13 protein-coding genes and 1 tRNA gene are annotated in these 15,247 nt (G+C 55.6%); 7 read left to right on the top strand and 7 right to left on the bottom strand.

Annotated elements, in window-relative coordinates; translation table 11 throughout:
• The first annotated feature begins 15 nt into the window (after positions 1 to 15).
• The 3 genes from ACR0IY_RS15165 to ACR0IY_RS15155 are packed head-to-tail and all read left to right on the top strand — an operon-like array spanning position 16 to position 3,620.
• Positions 16 to 984, top strand: a complete 969-nt coding sequence (locus ACR0IY_RS15165) for an ABC transporter substrate-binding protein (RefSeq protein WP_480674679.1) — start codon at positions 16 to 18, stop codon at positions 982 to 984.
• Positions 985 to 1,042: 58 nt separating this feature from the next.
• On the top strand, positions 1,043 to 2,092 hold the full coding sequence (locus ACR0IY_RS15160; RefSeq protein WP_480674677.1) for a quaternary amine ABC transporter ATP-binding protein: 1,050 nt from the start codon (positions 1,043 to 1,045) through the stop codon (positions 2,090 to 2,092).
• Between the two features lie 10 nt (positions 2,093 to 2,102).
• Positions 2,103 to 3,620, top strand: coding sequence for an ABC transporter permease (locus ACR0IY_RS15155; RefSeq protein WP_480674675.1), 1,518 nt, complete (start codon positions 2,103 to 2,105; stop codon positions 3,618 to 3,620).
• Between the two features lie 238 nt (positions 3,621 to 3,858).
• Here the strand turns inward: ACR0IY_RS15155 and ACR0IY_RS15150 are convergent, their stop codons facing one another.
• On the bottom strand, positions 3,859 to 4,779 hold the full coding sequence (locus tag ACR0IY_RS15150) for a LysR family transcriptional regulator (RefSeq protein WP_480674674.1): 921 nt from the start codon (positions 4,777 to 4,779) through the stop codon (positions 3,859 to 3,861).
• Between the two features lie 111 nt (positions 4,780 to 4,890).
• Here ACR0IY_RS15150 and ACR0IY_RS15145 point away from each other — a divergent pair, with 111 nt between their 5' ends.
• From ACR0IY_RS15145 to ACR0IY_RS15135, 3 genes are all read left to right on the top strand, one after another.
• Positions 4,891 to 5,814: an SDR family NAD(P)-dependent oxidoreductase gene (locus ACR0IY_RS15145; RefSeq protein ID WP_480674672.1), complete on the top strand. Its 924-nt coding sequence runs from the start codon at positions 4,891 to 4,893 to the stop codon at positions 5,812 to 5,814.
• A 17-nt stretch (positions 5,815 to 5,831) separates the two neighbouring features.
• Positions 5,832 to 6,206 (top strand): DUF4345 family protein, encoded by a 375-nt coding sequence (locus ACR0IY_RS15140; protein WP_480674671.1) that lies wholly within the window; start codon positions 5,832 to 5,834, stop codon positions 6,204 to 6,206.
• 731 nt (positions 6,207 to 6,937) lie between these two features.
• A complete protein-coding gene (locus ACR0IY_RS15135; RefSeq protein WP_480674670.1) occupies positions 6,938 to 7,549 on the top strand; it encodes an NAD(P)H-dependent oxidoreductase in 612 nt (203 codons plus the stop codon).
• 141 nt (positions 7,550 to 7,690) lie between these two features.
• Here the strand turns inward: ACR0IY_RS15135 and ACR0IY_RS15130 are convergent, their stop codons facing one another.
• Positions 7,691 to 9,298, bottom strand: coding sequence for a winged helix-turn-helix domain-containing protein (locus ACR0IY_RS15130; RefSeq protein ID WP_480674668.1), 1,608 nt, complete (start codon positions 9,296 to 9,298; stop codon positions 7,691 to 7,693).
• Between the two features lie 171 nt (positions 9,299 to 9,469).
• On the opposite strand from ACR0IY_RS15130, the gene ACR0IY_RS15125 reads away from it, so the two are divergent.
• Positions 9,470 to 10,057: a DUF6647 family protein gene (locus tag ACR0IY_RS15125; protein ID WP_480674666.1), complete on the top strand. Its 588-nt coding sequence runs from the start codon at positions 9,470 to 9,472 to the stop codon at positions 10,055 to 10,057.
• A 1,041-nt stretch (positions 10,058 to 11,098) separates the two neighbouring features.
• On the opposite strand, the gene ACR0IY_RS15120 is transcribed toward ACR0IY_RS15125, so the two are convergent.
• The 5 genes from ACR0IY_RS15120 to ACR0IY_RS15100 all read right to left on the bottom strand — a co-directional run bounded on the left by ACR0IY_RS15120 (position 11,099) and on the right by ACR0IY_RS15100 (position 15,238).
• Positions 11,099 to 11,308: a MerR family transcriptional regulator gene (locus ACR0IY_RS15120; protein WP_480674664.1), complete on the bottom strand. Its 210-nt coding sequence runs from the start codon at positions 11,306 to 11,308 to the stop codon at positions 11,099 to 11,101.
• Between the two features lie 271 nt (positions 11,309 to 11,579).
• Positions 11,580 to 12,347, bottom strand: coding sequence for a hypothetical protein (locus ACR0IY_RS15115; protein WP_480674662.1), 768 nt, complete (start codon positions 12,345 to 12,347; stop codon positions 11,580 to 11,582).
• Between the two features lie 34 nt (positions 12,348 to 12,381).
• Positions 12,382 to 13,533, bottom strand: a complete 1,152-nt coding sequence (locus tag ACR0IY_RS15110; protein ID WP_480675061.1) for a tyrosine-type recombinase/integrase — start codon at positions 13,531 to 13,533, stop codon at positions 12,382 to 12,384.
• 181 nt (positions 13,534 to 13,714) lie between these two features.
• Positions 13,715 to 13,791, bottom strand: a tRNA-Arg gene (locus ACR0IY_RS15105).
• Between the two features lie 64 nt (positions 13,792 to 13,855).
• Positions 13,856 to 15,238 carry an ATP-binding protein gene (locus tag ACR0IY_RS15100; RefSeq protein WP_480674660.1) on the bottom strand — a complete coding sequence of 461 codons (1,383 nt, stop codon included), beginning with the start codon at positions 15,236 to 15,238 and terminating at the stop codon, positions 13,856 to 13,858.
• Positions 15,239 to 15,247 lie beyond the last annotated feature (9 nt).

Here is a 15,247-nt window from a genome sequence, read left to right as displayed (position 1 = left end):
AACGGGAGAAAATACATGAAAAAACTGACACTTATTGCATCCTTGACCCTCGCTTTCGGCGCAACAACGGCGATGGCACAGGAAAAGGTTATGGTGGGTGAACCCAGCTGGCCCGGAGCCAAGATCATGAGCCGGGTGATCGGTCAGGTCATCGAAACCCGTCTGGGTGGCGAGGTCGGCTATGCCCCCGGCGCAAACGCGGTGATCTTTGCCTCGATGGATGGCGGTCGTGGCGACATCGACGTGCACCCGGATGTCTGGCTGCCGAACCAATCGTCCTTCACGGACGAATACGTTGATCAGAAAGGCACAGTAGCGCTGTCTTCTGGCAGCTATGAAGGGCGTGCTGGAATTTGCGTACCGAATTACATGGTCGAGGATCACAACATCCGTTCGATCTACGATCTGGCCACGCCGGTGGCGCAAGAGCTGTTTGATTCCGATGGTGACGGCATGGGTGAGGTCTGGGTTGGAGCCTCAGGCTGGGCCTCGACCAACACGTTCAAGGTGCGGGTACGGGATTATGGGATCGAAACCTTCCTGACGCCGACAACTGAAGACGAAACCGTGTTTTATTCGCGGCTGAAGGATCAGATCGACCAGCAGAAAGGCGCAGCTTTCTACTGTTATGCGCCGCATTACGTGCACGCCTTATATGACGTGACCATTTTGGAAGAGCCCGAGCACGACGCGGCCACTTACAAGATGGTTCAGCCGGATCAGGATGCCGATTGGTACAACAAATCCCATGTCAGCACGGGTGAACCGGTCAAAACCGTGACCGTCGCACATTCGAAATCGCTGGAGCAGCGCAACCCGGCGGCGGCCTCTTTCCTGGCCAATATCGACATGGATGCCGGTGAACTGAGCGGTCTGACTTATGAGGTCGTGGTCAAGGGCCGTGACACGGATGAGGTCGTAGCTGAATGGATCGCCGCCAATGGCGATACCGTAGACAGCTGGTTGGGTCTGACAACCAACTAAAGCCCGTGCGCCCCCGACAATCGGGGGCGCGAACCAACACAATTCCAATGGGGCCAATATGACAGCGGAAATAGCAATCGACGCAAAAGGCGTGTGGAAAGTGTTCGGTGCACGCTCGCAGGAGGCTTTGAACGCTATCCACAGCGAGGGGCTGAGCAAGGCTGAGGTGCTGGAGCGCTTCAACTGCGTTGTCGGCGTGGCTGATGCCAGCTTTGAGATCGAGCGGGGCGAACTGTTCTGCGTCATGGGCCTGTCGGGTTCGGGCAAATCGACACTCGTACGCCATGTGAACCGTCTGCTGGAACCCACTGACGGCCATATCTATCTGGATGGCGAGGACGTGATGGGCCTGAACGATGAAGGCCTGCGCGATCTGCGTAACCGGCGCGTTGCGATGGTGTTCCAGAACTTTGGCCTGATGCCTCACCGCACCGTTCGCGACAACGTGGCGATGCCATTAGAAATCCGCGGCACTGGAAAAGCCCGGCGCTGGGAAGAGGCAGACCGGGTGCTGGAACTGGTCGAACTGAACGGCTGGGAAGACAAATACGCGCATGAGCTGTCTGGTGGTATGCAGCAACGCGTGGGTCTGGCCCGCGCCATCGCTGCTGACCCTGAAATTCTGTTGATGGATGAGCCGTTCTCGGCCCTCGACCCGCTGATCCGCAAGCAATTGCAGGACCAGTTCATGGAGCTCAGTCATAAGCTGAACAAAACCACGATGTTTATCACCCACGACCTGGATGAAGCGATCCGCATTGGCCACCGCATCGCGATTATGAAGGACGGGCGCATCGTGCAGATCGGCACACCGGAAGAGATCATCCTCAACCCGGCCGACGACTATGTGGCCGATTTTGTGGCCGGAATTTCCAAACTAAACATGATCTTCGCTCATGCGGTAATGAAACCCGTCGATGAGTTCGAAGCACGTCACGGCGAAGTGCCGGACGATGCCAAAGAAGCGCATCCGGATATGGATTTGGCCGATTTGATGAACCTCTGCGTTGATGGTCATGGCGTTGTGGCGGTGACGCAGGACGGAAAGACCGTAGGCGTAATCAATCGCGCAGGTCTGATCCGCGCGATTCAGGACAGCCAGGCATAAGGGGGCCGAAATGAAACATGTTGATATGCAACAGATCCAACCGGAAACCGCCGACCGCCTGGATGGATTGATCGGGGACTTCGTAGGGCAAGGGCAAGCCTATTACCAAAAGACCTTCGCCTATATGATGCAAGCCCCCGGCTATCGCTTTACGCTGAACAAGGCGGCGGCGATCCTAGGGCCGATATGGTTTGGGGCGCGGGGCCTATGGTCGTGGTTTCTGGGGTTTTTGGTTTTGGAAACGCTGGCCTACATCCAGATCGGTCTGGGCTTGTTCGGTGATCTTGGACGCGAGTTCCGCGAGCGTGCGGTTCAGATCGAGCAGACGCTAGAGCTGCGCAGACAGCAGATTGCAGCGGCAGAGCAATCCGGATCGGCCACGTTGGAGTCATTGAAACGCGCGTCGGAGTCTCTCGAAGGAGCTCTGGCTGGCGCGCAGGAGGCTGCTCGGACAGCGGATTCTACCGGTTTCACGTATCTGATCATTGGGATCGTTCTTCTGCTGGCGGTCAAGTTTCTGGCTGCCTCGCTGGCCAACTGGACGCTTGAAGGGCAGTTTGCGCGCTGGCGTTCAGACGCCAGTGTGGCCCATGGCTGGTCGATCCTCCGGTTGATCGTGGCAACAGCGTTGACCGCTGTGGTGGTGATCCTCTCGATGATCAAATTTGCACAGCCGGACGCGGTGGCAGTGCTCAAGACCTTCCCGACCAACCGGGATTGGCGTCTGAACGTAGGCGACGGTGTGCAGGCGGTTTTCGAATGGACTAAAACCGCCGGGCGTGGCTTCTTTGACGGTCTGACCTTCGGGATGCGCACCTTGCTGGACTGGATCGAGGTCGTGCTGGTCGATACCCCCTGGCCGGTTGTGGCATTGGTGATCATCATGCTGGCTTACCTGTCTGCCGGTCCCCGTGTGGCAATCTTCACCGGTGCCGCACTGGCCTATCTGGGCCTGCTGGATTTCTGGGAAAAGGCGATGACGACGATTGCCCTGCTGGGCGCGGCGGCTCTGATTTCGATCACGCTGGGCATTCCGTTGGGTATTTATTGTGCCCGCCGCCCACGCGCCTTTGCCATCGTGCGACCTATCTTGGATTTCATGCAGTCGATGCCTTCTTTCGTCTACCTGATCCCGGTGGTTGCGTTCATCGGATCGGGCAAGCCCGCAGGCGTGGTCGCAACAATGATCTTCGGCAGCCCGCCGGTGATCCGTTTTACCGTGCTGGGTCTGCAACAGGTGCCCGAAACCGTGCGCGAGGCCGCCTTGGCTTTCGGGGCAACGCCTCGCTACCTGCTGTGGCGCGTGGACCTGCCTTTGGCGCACAAAACCATCATGGCGGGCGTGAACCAGACCATCCTGATGTCGCTGGCCATGGTTGTTGTCGCCTCGCTGATCGGCGCCAAAGGTTTGGGCGAGGACGTGTTGGAGGCGCTCCAATACGCTGCGGCGGGACAAGGAATTCTGGCCGGTTTGGCAATCTTGTTCTGCGCATTAATCTTGGATCGGATTGTGGCCGGAAGAAAATAACAATTACGGCGATCGCACGATCATCCGTCTGAAGTTCGAGGTGTGTTTTCAAAGCCAGTTGGTGGTGGGCACTGCCCTCTTGATCGCGCCAGCGTTTGCGCAAAATATTTCCAGAGTTTCGTTGCGCCAGCGAAACTCTGGATTGCGGTGGTCACCAAACAGAATCTCGAATAACACGTTACTGCAACCACGGGATGATGGGCCAATTAGCTAATAGCCTTTTCCAAAGGAATGACGGCTACTCGCGCTTTACGGTTCCCGAAACCCAGAATTCGTTTCGCCGGGACCGGACCCGTTCGGCTAGAAAGTCTACGAATAGCCGGACACGAGCGGTGTTCCGAAGATCACGATGCAGCAAAAGCCAGATGCTCCGATATGGCATTGGTTTTTGAAACGGGGCGCGGATCAAATCGGGGTGGCGGTCACCAAGGTTGCACGCAAGATAAGCCATCCCCAAACCCGAGGCCGCCAAGGTGATCAGAGGAACCAGTTCTGAGACACGGTGCTTCAACGTGGCCTTGGGGTAGTAGCTGTCCTTCACCCACTTCGCTGTGGTCGCCTCTTCCGATTCATGCCAGCCGATCAGGTGCAGCCCCTCGCCCCCATTGTCACCAATCCGTTCTGCGTATTCACGTGTGCAATAGGCTGCCTGTGACATTTGGACGAGTTTTCGCCCAACCACATCGTCGGTCACTTCGTCAGCCACGCGCAGCGAAACGTCAGCTTCCCGACGCATCAAATCGCGGACATCATTGGTGAAGTTCATGTTCAGGATGATGTCCGGGTAAAGGTCTGCAAAGGCAGCAAAATCATCCATCAACGACGTCATCGCCAAACCGTGGGGAAGCGTGACATAGACTGTGCCCGAGGGTTGCGCATCCCGACCGACAATGACGCGTGACGCAGCGGACATTTCCTGCTCGACCCGTTCAGCATGCGGCATCAGATCTTCGCCGAGCTGCGTCAGCGCAAGGCCGGATTTAGAGCGATCGAACAACCGGCTGCCAACACGTTCTTCCATGACTGAAACTCTGCGTGTCAGCGTGGTGTGGTTCACCTGAATACAATCAGCCGCTCCCCGCAGTGTTCCGGTCCGGGCAACGGCCAGAAAGTACTTCAGATCGTCCCAATTGAGGGTGTGGCTTTCCTTAATCGTCATAAGCAATGTGTTTCATTTTTGAAGCACTGTGTCCAGAAATACCTATCTACAGACCATTTATTGACCGGACTACCTTGGACCCATCAAACGCAAACCCAAGGACCCAACCCGATGAACCAGATACAATCTGTTTTGATCACCGGCGCAAATGCCGGACTGGGCCGCGAGGCGGCCCGGCAGCTTGCGCTGCAGAAAGGTATCTCCAAAGTCTATCTGGCATGCCGAAACCCAACCAAAGCGAAAGCCGCAAAAACATCGCTAGAACTTGAGACCGGACGCAAGATTTTTGAAATCGTTCTGATGGACGTGACCGATCCGGCCTCGGTTCGCGCGGCTGTGGCCAAACTTTCCACCTCGATCGACGCTGTAATCCTTAATGCGGGCGGCACGGGTGGGCAGCATCCAAACAGCCTCACCAGCGACGGTGTCACCAATATCTTCGCAACAAATGTTCTGGGCCATGTGGTGCTGGTAGACGAATTGTTGGAGCGGCAGTTGGTGACGTCCACAATCCTCTATGCCGGATCTGAGGCCGCCCGCGGCATTCCCAAAATGGGTATGCATCGCCCAGACCTGAACGATGGAACGGTGGACGAGTTCAAATCAATCGCCGATGGCAGCAAGTTCGGCCCCGAGGGCGATCCGATGCAGACCTACGGCTATGCCAAACTTACCGCGACCCTGTGGATGGGAGCGATGGCGCGTCAGCACCCTCATGTTCGCTTTGTCACCATGAGCCCGGGAGGCACCGCAGGAACCGCTGGCTTTGACGACCTGCCGCTTATGAAACGCATTGTCTTCAAACATGTAGGTGGTGTTCTGATGCCGTTGTTCGGGATGATGCACAGCGTTGAAGCCGGGGCAAAACGGTATCTGGACGGGTTGTTGAGCCCGGAATTCAAGACCGGTCACTTCTACGCCAGCCAAACCGGTTACCCCACCGGACCGGTCGTGGACCAAGCCAGCATCGACGGGACTCTGTCAGACATCACCACTCAGGACAACGCAAACCAGGCACTGCGCCAATTCGTCTGATTCAAAGGAGTAATGAAATGGAAACCACACTTAATATTTTCGTCATCCTCGCAACCCTCATGCTGTCTGGCCTCGGCATCATGTCGATGTTTGCCCCGCGACGCATGGTCGCCAACTTTGCCATCGAACCGGTAGGAACTGCTGGACTCAGCACGGTACGTTCCGTGATCGGTGGGCTGTTTCTGGCTTCAGTGGCCTTGCTGGTGATCGGTCTGACCACCGGTCAAACACTGAGCTTCGTGGCTGTTGCGATCCTGATGGCTGCTGTCGCTCTTGGGCGCATAGTCGGCATTCTCGCGGACGGGTTCGACAAGGCGGTTCTTCCACCGCTGGTCGTTGAGTTGGTGATCATCGCGGTGTTGATGACGGCCTACACTCAACCTTCAGCTTAGGCGGACCGAGTTCAGACGGGCGGCGGCTGGTAGACAACTACCGCTGTCCGTTATGCACTTGATCGGATCAAAGAGTCGGCAGTCGAGCAGTTTCGAAAATTTGCGTAACTCGGAAACGCCAAGGCCTACTTCTGATCGACTGGTTTGGGCTGCAACTGGCGGCTAACGGGCCATCCAAAGGGTGGAGTCCATTTCGAGCTCCAGCAACTGATCTGCAGTTCAGGATCTAATTCCGTTTCCAAAAGGATGATTCTCTTGGGGCGCCATCCAATGTCGAACGTTCACCTTGTTTCTGGTCCAACTATAATGGTCGGTTCAGGTTCGTGCGGTGTTTAACAAGAAACCAGTGGAGGACCGAGGAGCAACCGTATATTTTCTGTAATTTTTTGTTAAATATAAGTAAAAAGATATGCATTAATACGCATACCACACAGACCATTGGAACTGGCGCTTCAAAGCCTCAGGTTCGAGCATAACGGAACGACCGGCAATCATATAGCAGACACTCATACAAAGTGCAGCGAACGTCTTCTTCGAGCCCATCCCAACTAATTTCTGCGGCTGCGAAGTCGCAACGGTTGCGCGGTCACCTGCGTGCTTCTAGACTGGCGATGTGCAACCGAAAGCAGTCCCCCTGTTTGTTCGCGGTACAGCAAGGCTGAGCGCACACAAACTTCCAGTGAGCAGCCACAGTATTGCGGATATTCCCGCACCGTATACAGGAGACTGACTTGAACATCCTTTCCCTCATTGCCCATCCGCGACCAGACAGTTTTTGTCATGCAATATCTGAAGCTGCGCGTAACAGTTTGCAGGCGACTGGGCATGCAGTTACACATCACGACCTTTATGCAGAAGAGTTCGATCCATGCCTCAAAGCTTCGGAAGCCTACACTCTAGGCGACACGTTCGAAGAAGTACTTGCGCGTTCTGAAGACCCCTTGATTCAAGAACATAGGAGGCAGATCGGCGAAGCCGAAGGGCTATTAGTAGTGCACCCGAACTGGTGGGGAAAGCCCCCGGCAATCCTTGCAGGATGGATGGACCGCGTTCTCGTTCCCGGTGTGGCCTATCGCCTTGAAAGCGCGGACGGACGCCCTGAAGCGCTCTTGCATCTAAAGAGCGCCGTAGTGTTCAATACGTCCGACACAGAAGCAGATAGAGAGCGGTTAGAGCTCGGAGATCCGCTTCAGTCAATTTGGGCGCGATGTGTCCTTCCCTATTGCGGAGCAGAGGACGTGCATAGGCATGTCTTCAGGCCGGTAAATGGAAGCTCGGACACAATGAGGCAAGATTGGCTGAACGAAGTTGAAAAGGTCTGTCGGATCGCCTTTGGAGCTTAGGGCGAACGGCAGCTTCGTCCGCAAAGTAGACGTTCAAGCAAGTTGCAGTGGAAGTCCGAATTGCGGACAAAGCCAAACTTCGCTGCAAAGCGGTACTGGAATAATGCTATAAATGGCCGCAGACGGACCCGATTGAAAGCTTTATTTACTCTCGGGCATTCCAGAGACTCGCATCGCTTCGCTCCATAGTGCCATCGTCGCCGGGTTTCGCCAGCTGCCGGAAAAATCTGCAATTTCGTCCTCAACTGTGCGACCGGGATTAGAACCCCGATACTTCGCCATCGTCCGCTGTGCCGACGTGACATCGCCAACGCACACCTCAAGCGCTGCCTTAACGCGTAGTGAACTGGGGTTCGCGACCGCCATCTTTTGAAGAGTGGCAAGCCCGGCATCGCACCGCCCAATGCTCCATTCGGCCCAGGCAAGTTGATGAAAGTACCAGCCTGGCGTCAGAGGATTAAGGTCGATGGCTCGTTGGATCATCTCGATTGCTGTCTCACCTTCGCCAAGGAAAACCAATGGGTCGGTGGCTGAGACCAATACGAGGACGTCGTTGGGATTAAGGTCGAGCGCCGTTTGAAAACGCACCCTGGCTTCTTCGAGCTCTCCGGCGGCCACGTGGATGTCGGCGCGCGCGACATGGGCAAGGTGATAGTTCGGATCCAGCTGCAGCGCCTTGTCAGCAAGAATTTCGGCCTGCTTCAACTTGTCCTGTCGCGACAAATCCGGTGACACCTGATTGGACCAGAGATCCCGCCACAAGACCCAGACCGCCCCGACATAACCGAAAGGGGTCTCGGGGTCGGTTTCGATGGCCATGTGGAACAGGTCTCTTGCCGCAAGTGTTCCGGCCAGTGTGTCTTTCTGGAACTCCTCCATGCCCAACAGAAAATAGTTGAGCGAGTTGACCGCTTCCCGCGTGCCCGAAGGGGGCGGATTACGCGATACCTCATGGCCGATCCGGTTGGTTATCTCGTGCACGATGCGGCTCTGAAAATTGAACAGGTCGCTGAGGTCGCCCTCATAATCCTCGGCCCAAATATGCGCCGCGCTCCGGCCATCTATAAGTTGTACCGAGACGCGCATTCTGTTGCCGAATTTCTGCTTGCTACCCTCAACAAGATAGTCAGCTCTCAGCGCATCCGCGATCTTGACAAGGCCGAGGTCACTGTTGCGGAACTGAAAACTGGAGTTGCTCGCAATAACCTGGATTTCTCGGTAGCGGGCGAGTTCCGTCGTAAGGCTCGCGGCAACGCCGTTACCTAGAAAACCACGATCCGGCCCGGCACTTAGATCGTCGAATGCAAGGACGGCAATGCGCGGTTGCGATTGACCATGCGGGGGCGATTGAGTCAGCCAGGTGTTCGCCAGCATTGCTGCCAGTAACGCGACCAAGACCGCGGTCGCCGCGAACCGGCGGTTGATCCGAAATTCAGACCGTCTTGACGTTTCGATCGAGTAGCCACGGCCCACGTGGTTGACCAAAATCGAATGATCCTTGTCCTGAATGGCCTTGCGTATTTCAGCAACGCATTGGGTCAGGCTTTCTTCCGTCACTGCGACATCCGGCCAGACCGACGTCAGAATTTCATCCTTCGAGACGACCGTTCCAGGATCCGACGAAACGCGCGCCAGAACTTCGAGAGACTTCTTTCGCAGTTTGACGCGATCACCGTTCTGATCCCGCAAATCCAGTGCGCCCGGGCTAAACCGGTAATGTCCTAGGCGAATTTCATCAGAATCTAACAAGAATTTCAGCCAGATCTCATTACGTGGCGACCCCTGAAGCGAATTCTGGAGGCCGGTTGCCCTTCTACATTGCCGGATAACTTGCGCAACGCGCAAGAAGGGCGCCTTCGGGGACCAGTATTTCAGGCTGACGATACCCCGACCTTCCGGTGAAATGAAGGAGGCTATCCAATGCATACCCTTTCTACTCAGCGGTCGGACGGTGGGCGTGCGCGATTATTCTGCACCAAGGTGCTTATGGCCATATGTACGGTGTTCGCCTGTAGTTTTTCGACAACGCCAGCGGTGGCGGATCCAGTGGTCTTGGGTGCCAAAGATGCAAGAGAAGCCAAGGCGATCGGTGAACTCGTTCTGGAGCTTGAGGCATGGCTTGATCGGGAGAGCAACTACCCAGCCGCCAAGGCAGCGCCGGCCGCGATTGTAATATCTGCTCCGGGCACATTGGAGGACGTCGATTTTGATCCTCTGCTTGCGAGAAGCACCACGGCCGGGATTTATGATCCAGACACCTTCACAATCTATCTTCAACACCCGTGGTCATGGGACAACGACCGCGATGTTTCCGTTTTGCTGCACGAGCTGGTACACCATCGACAGATCAACGCGCGCCATTGGTACTGCCCGAAATCCATGGAATGGGACGCTTACAAACTTCAGGAACGGTTTCTCGCAGAGCGCGGCCTAGAGAGCCGCATCCATTGGGTAGCAGTCGTCCTAGAGTCGAGTTGTTCGCGGCGTGATCATCATCCTGACAACTGAGCGATTCCCTTTTGGGTCGATGTGTCCACGTCGGGCTCGGAGAAGCCATCCAAGCACTTCGCTCGAACGACTGCTTTGTGTTGGTGACCAATCGGTGCCCAATCAATGGATCAGCTTCTGCAGTTCCTTGTCGGCTCGGATAAATTCATTGATCGTCTTGCGCATTTCCTCGGATTCTCTCGACCGTTCCCTATGCTTCCAGGACGGATGGCTTGGCCCAGCAGCATGCCCACCTTCTTTGACCTCGACGCGTTCGACGCGGTCTCAGAAACTGAGCTGTCCTGTTGTCCGAGAATTGCGACTTGATCCATCACGCCTTCGAAGAACCGATAATCGACTGTGCCAAGCTCATGCATCGCCAAAGTACAGGCCGCCTTTGGATCTTTTTCTTTGTGGCCAATTGTAAGTCTTCGCGTCTCTTCATCGTAGTCCAACTTGATGTCCGGGACCCGAACACGTGATCTCTTCCGTTCCTTCAAATCGGCATCCGACCGCTTGCCCTTGGGAGATCGACACCTACTCATCGCGACACCTCCGCTTGAAGTGCTCGGGCAAGTCTTCCAGTTCGGGGATTTCGCAGCCGATATGCGCCCGGACGAGCCGGGTTAGGCCTGGTTTGGACACACAGTACCCAAGTGTGTCCCAGGCCCCTCCCCCGGCCGGAAATTGCGGTCTCTGGCGCTGAAACAGCCATTGGTTACCGTCCCGGCATACGGCGACGCGGTAGATACCATGGCGAAAGAGCTCGCCACTGTTGTTCTCAGCGGTTTCCCGATGATCGGTTCGGGAAAGAGGGCCAGTGTCTGGCCCCCTTTCGTGACTGGTACAGTTCGAATTGGAAAAGGACATGTCAGCCATGCTCGATCCGTCCTTTCCGTACGATCACCCGCTCGACCGAGTGGCTTAAGGGCGACCAGTAGTACCGGCGCTCGTTAGGTCTTGTCGGCGCGGGGCATCCTGTGGCATCAACTGGACTTGTTAGGGTGGCAGTTGATGTCACTGGAAAAGCCCCATCTCCGCGCTTGGAGTTGGGGTTTTTCATTATGCAGCCTCGTTGTTGGGATCGGTGCGTCGAGCCTTAAGCCAGGCATTCAGGTCGGCGCCATGATAGGCGATCCGCCGCCCAATGCGGATAAAGGCCGGACCACACATGCGGTGACGCCATTGAGCCAGCTTTTCGCGGTTTCCCAGCAATTGCATTTCAGGGTCTTCTGGGAAATAGACCCGGTCATCATTGAAGACGTTTGCCATCGTTGAAATCCTCTTGGATCAGTTGCGATGGCTCCCAATTATGGGCAGCTTTGTCGAAGTGTTACCAGGCTTTTTTTGTGCCTAAGCGCTTTCCAGAAGTGAGAAAACGCTTATGCGTTTTTACTGAAAACCGCTTCGTATCTGGATTTGAAAGGTTCCTCTGAACGCAGCGCCGTTCCATAGTCCGCATGCGTTTTATGCGACTTTGGGAAGCCCTTTTGTGTTGCAACTGACTTTTCCAAAGCTTGCTCGACAATGCGCTCTTCACTGATCAAGCCAACCGCGCCTGAAAGCTGCTCAATTTGTTGATCAGAATCTCAAGGTTTGCCAATCTTCGAGCGCTAGAAGCCTTTCCGCCACTTGAACCAGCCTGATCGTATTGTTGATTCCTATTCACAATTTGGGCTTCAAATTGGAACTTCCATCTATAATGCTCAACCAGGCGCCCCAGTTTCACAGCATCCGCAATGTACCTGTTTATCCAAAAATTGCGCATCTTTCCATTGAGCGGATTTCCGGAAGAACAATCATCTTCGCTTGAAGTCTCGATTTGCTTGATGGCATAAGAAATCTCCCTTGAGAGAGTCAGGGCATGACGTTCAAACCAGCGTTTCGTGTATGGGTATTGTGCGCTCTCGATCCATTGTTCAAAGCTTGGTCTATCTTCAAACGAGGAATTGAAGGCATCTTCGTTCTGAAAATGGCCGAAATAGCGTTCTGTATATTCCGAAATTACTTCTTTTCGCTTTTTCTCGAAGTACGCTTGGATTTTCAAAAAATTGAATCCGAAAGGTATCGACCAAAACGTCTCCGAAGACCAATTTGTTTCCTTGAAGAAGCCGGAGGCGTCCATATTCTCGGATTGCGTGACCGATCGGACGCCTTGATCATCAAAATAACTCCGGCTCGAAACATAGACGACGTCTTCAGACAAAGGATTTGTGTGAAAAAGGTCTCCCATTTCGACTTTCTCTAGTTTCAAACCAGGGAGGTAGTCGTCCTTGAAACCATCTTCTAAGGCTTCCTCGAGCTCTGTCATTTCTTACTGGGATAACTTTTCGCATATATATCTTTTATCCACTCAAATTGAGGCCGCGAACATGACGTGACCATAATTGGATCAACTCTCGCCGCCTTTCCAACATATCCGACCGGGCGTAGGCCCGCTCCACATCAGACCCAACCTGATGGGCCAAAGCCGCCTCTGCCAGTTCGCGCGGTGCGTTTGCAACCTCCGCCGCCCAGTCCCGAAAGGAACTCCGGAATCCATGCACTGTGACGCCATCCTGCCGCATCCGGCGCAGCAGCATCAGCATGGACATATTAGACAAGGGCTGATGTCGCTTTTGCCCCTCGAACACATAGTCGGATGCCAGCGCACGCAGCGGCTCCAGAATGGCCAGCATTTCGTCGGTGAGAGGAACACGATGGACCTTCCCGCCCTTCATGCGCTCCGCCGGGATGGTCCACAGGCGCGCATCAACATCAACCTCAGGCCATTTCATCTCCAGGACCTCTGAGGTCCGGCAGGCGGTTAGGATGGTGAACTGCAGCGCTTTGGCGGCCATGGCCGAGCTGGTCTGCAACTCGGCATAGAATGCGGGCACTTCTTGCCACGGCATCGCGTCATGGTGCTGAACCTTGGCTTTGACGGTAGGCAGCACCTTGCCTTCGCGGATTGCGGTCACCGGGTTCTCGCCCGAGCGGAAGCCCTTGGACTTTGCAACGTCGAGCACCGTCTTGATCCGCTGAGACAGTCGCTTTGCGGTTTCGTGTTTCTCTGTCCAGATGGGTGCCAGGCACATCAGCACTTCGGGCTGATCAATGCTGTCCACAGGCATGCGTCCTATCTTGGGGAACGCGTAGTCGCGCAAGGTGTTGAGCCATTGCTGGCCATGCTTAGCATTCTTCCACGTCGGCAGGCGGTCAATGTGAACCTGTCGGCTGAGCTCTTCGAAGGTCGGGATTTCGCGTTGCGCGTTGAAGCGCGGATTCAATCCGGCTTTCGCCATGCGCCGATATTCGAGCGCTCTTTCTCGAGCCTGGTTCAAAGTTACAACATCTGCGCCGCCCAAACCAAAGTCCGTTCTTAGCGGCGCGCCCTTGCGGTTCTTTTGCCCTTTGACCGTTACACGCACAATCCAGCGCCGTGCGCCCGAGGGATCAACAACAAGGTACAGGCCAGAACCGTCGCCATGCCGACCCGGACCGAGATTCTCTACCAGCTACTTTGTCAGCTTCCCACAGAGCGTAGCCATGAAAGTACCACAAAATATACCACTTAATGTAAGCATACTGGTATAATCGGATAAAATCCAACGAAACCCATAAGCGCGGCTACGGCCATAAAACACAGAGGCTTAAGCAGCCTAGTATATCTCGTCGAGATTTGGGTAAATCACCAAGTGGCGGACCGAGGAGGATTCGAACCCCCGACCCCTTGATTCGTAGTCAAGTACTCTATCCAGCTGAGCTATCGGTCCGCGTTGGTGTGGCGCTATGTAGACCCACCTCTGGGGACGTGCAAGCCGATTCTGCAAAAAAAATCTAAAAAGTCCCATCCCCCCTCGGGAGCCTGACTTCAAAGGTTGTCCCTTGGGGTCCGGTATCCGCAAGGATCAGATCACCTCCGTGACCGCGCACCAATTCTTGCGAAATAGCAAGCCCCAAACCCGCGCCCCCTTTGCGCACACCCCCCTGGAATGGTGTGAACAGGTTTTCGCGGGCCTTGGGCGGCAGGCCCGGACCGGTATCTCTTATTTCAACGCACCAGTCGTCTTCGTATTCGCAGCCCGCAATTGTGATCGTGCCGGGCTTGCCCGACGCTACCAGCGCCTGACGGGCATTGCGCACCAGGTTCATCATGACGCGGTAAATCTGTTCCGGGTCCGCGCGGGCGACCAGATCCTTAGGCACTTCATTCATGATCTCAATATGGGCATCAGCTACGGCAAGTTTCTCGCTTGCCACCACATCCTCGGCCACGTCGCGCAGGGGCACCATGGTTAACGTGGGCGCGGGCTCTTCCGCCCGACCAAAGGCCAGCGTGCTTTCACACAGGGACACCGCCCGCGTGATCGAGTTCACCAGCTTGGGCGCCATGCGCCGGACCAGTGGGTCGTCGCTAGACTCGATCCGGTCGGTGAACAATTGCGCCGAGGTTAGAATGTTGCGCAGATCATGGCTGACCTTGGCCACAGCACCGCCAAGCTGCGCCAGCCGCTCACGCTGTTTCAGAGCTTGTGTCAGTTCGGTCTGCAGCTTTTGCAGCGCCTCTTCGGCTTCGCGCAGCTCGGTGACTTTGGAGTTGGGTGAAATGATTCCCCGCGCATCTTCGGGCGCACCCGCATACCGTTGCATATAGCCAACAACACTTTTGATCGGTTTCACCAGAACGACGCGGACGGCGAGGAACAGAAAGAACGCCGTGATGATCGAAATCACGAAGGACAGGCCCAGAATGCGCAGCCCATAGTCGGTCATCGCCATCCGCAGTGGCATGCTGTCTATCGTGACTTCAATCAACAGCCCCGCGCCTTTGACCGGTTCGCCGATCACGCGGATTACCTCGTTCTCCGGAGTAAACAGACGTGTCATGGCATCGCGGATCAGGATCCACGGTCCGGCGTCGCGCAAGTCAAATGTCTTGGTGATTTGCTCGGGGATGGGCGAGGACAACATCAGCTGCCGCACCTCGTCCCGCCGCAGCACAACATTGTAGACGCCCGCATTGACCAGCAACTCGGCCTCAAGGTCTTCGGCCAGCATGTCATCGGCCAGCAAAGCCAGCGAGGCGATCTGGGCGCGCTCAAGCCGGTTCAGCAAGAAGTCCTCGCGAAACCGCGCGATTGACGGGACAAAAATCAGAACTTCGGCCAACATCACGAAGACCGTCGTCAGGATCAGAAATCGGCCCGACAGCGAGTTCAAATTGCGCTC

The organism is Ruegeria sp. BC1, assembly GCF_056539305.1.
Note: the sequence above shows the minus strand (reverse complement) of the source record. Positions and strands in the feature narration are given on the sequence as shown.

What these genes read in the sequence shown, in the direction of transcription:
- ACR0IY_RS15165 (WP_480674679.1), top strand. Translation starts at nt 16, where the DNA reads ATGAAAAAACTGACACTTATTGCATCCTTGACCCTCGCTTTCGGCGCA.
- ACR0IY_RS15150 (WP_480674674.1), bottom strand. Translation starts at nt 4,779, where the DNA reads ATGACGATTAAGGAAAGCCACACCCTCAATTGGGACGATCTGAAGTAC.
- ACR0IY_RS15115 (WP_480674662.1), bottom strand. Translation starts at nt 12,347, where the DNA reads ATGACAGAGCTCGAGGAAGCCTTAGAAGATGGTTTCAAGGACGACTAC.
- ACR0IY_RS15160 (WP_480674677.1), top strand. Translation starts at nt 1,043, where the DNA reads ATGACAGCGGAAATAGCAATCGACGCAAAAGGCGTGTGGAAAGTGTTC.
- ACR0IY_RS15120 (WP_480674664.1), bottom strand. Translation starts at nt 11,308, where the DNA reads ATGGCAAACGTCTTCAATGATGACCGGGTCTATTTCCCAGAAGACCCT.
- ACR0IY_RS15145 (WP_480674672.1), top strand. Translation starts at nt 4,891, where the DNA reads ATGAACCAGATACAATCTGTTTTGATCACCGGCGCAAATGCCGGACTG.
- ACR0IY_RS15155 (WP_480674675.1), top strand. Translation starts at nt 2,103, where the DNA reads ATGAAACATGTTGATATGCAACAGATCCAACCGGAAACCGCCGACCGC.
- ACR0IY_RS15125 (WP_480674666.1), top strand. Translation starts at nt 9,470, where the DNA reads ATGCATACCCTTTCTACTCAGCGGTCGGACGGTGGGCGTGCGCGATTA.
- ACR0IY_RS15140 (WP_480674671.1), top strand. Translation starts at nt 5,832, where the DNA reads ATGGAAACCACACTTAATATTTTCGTCATCCTCGCAACCCTCATGCTG.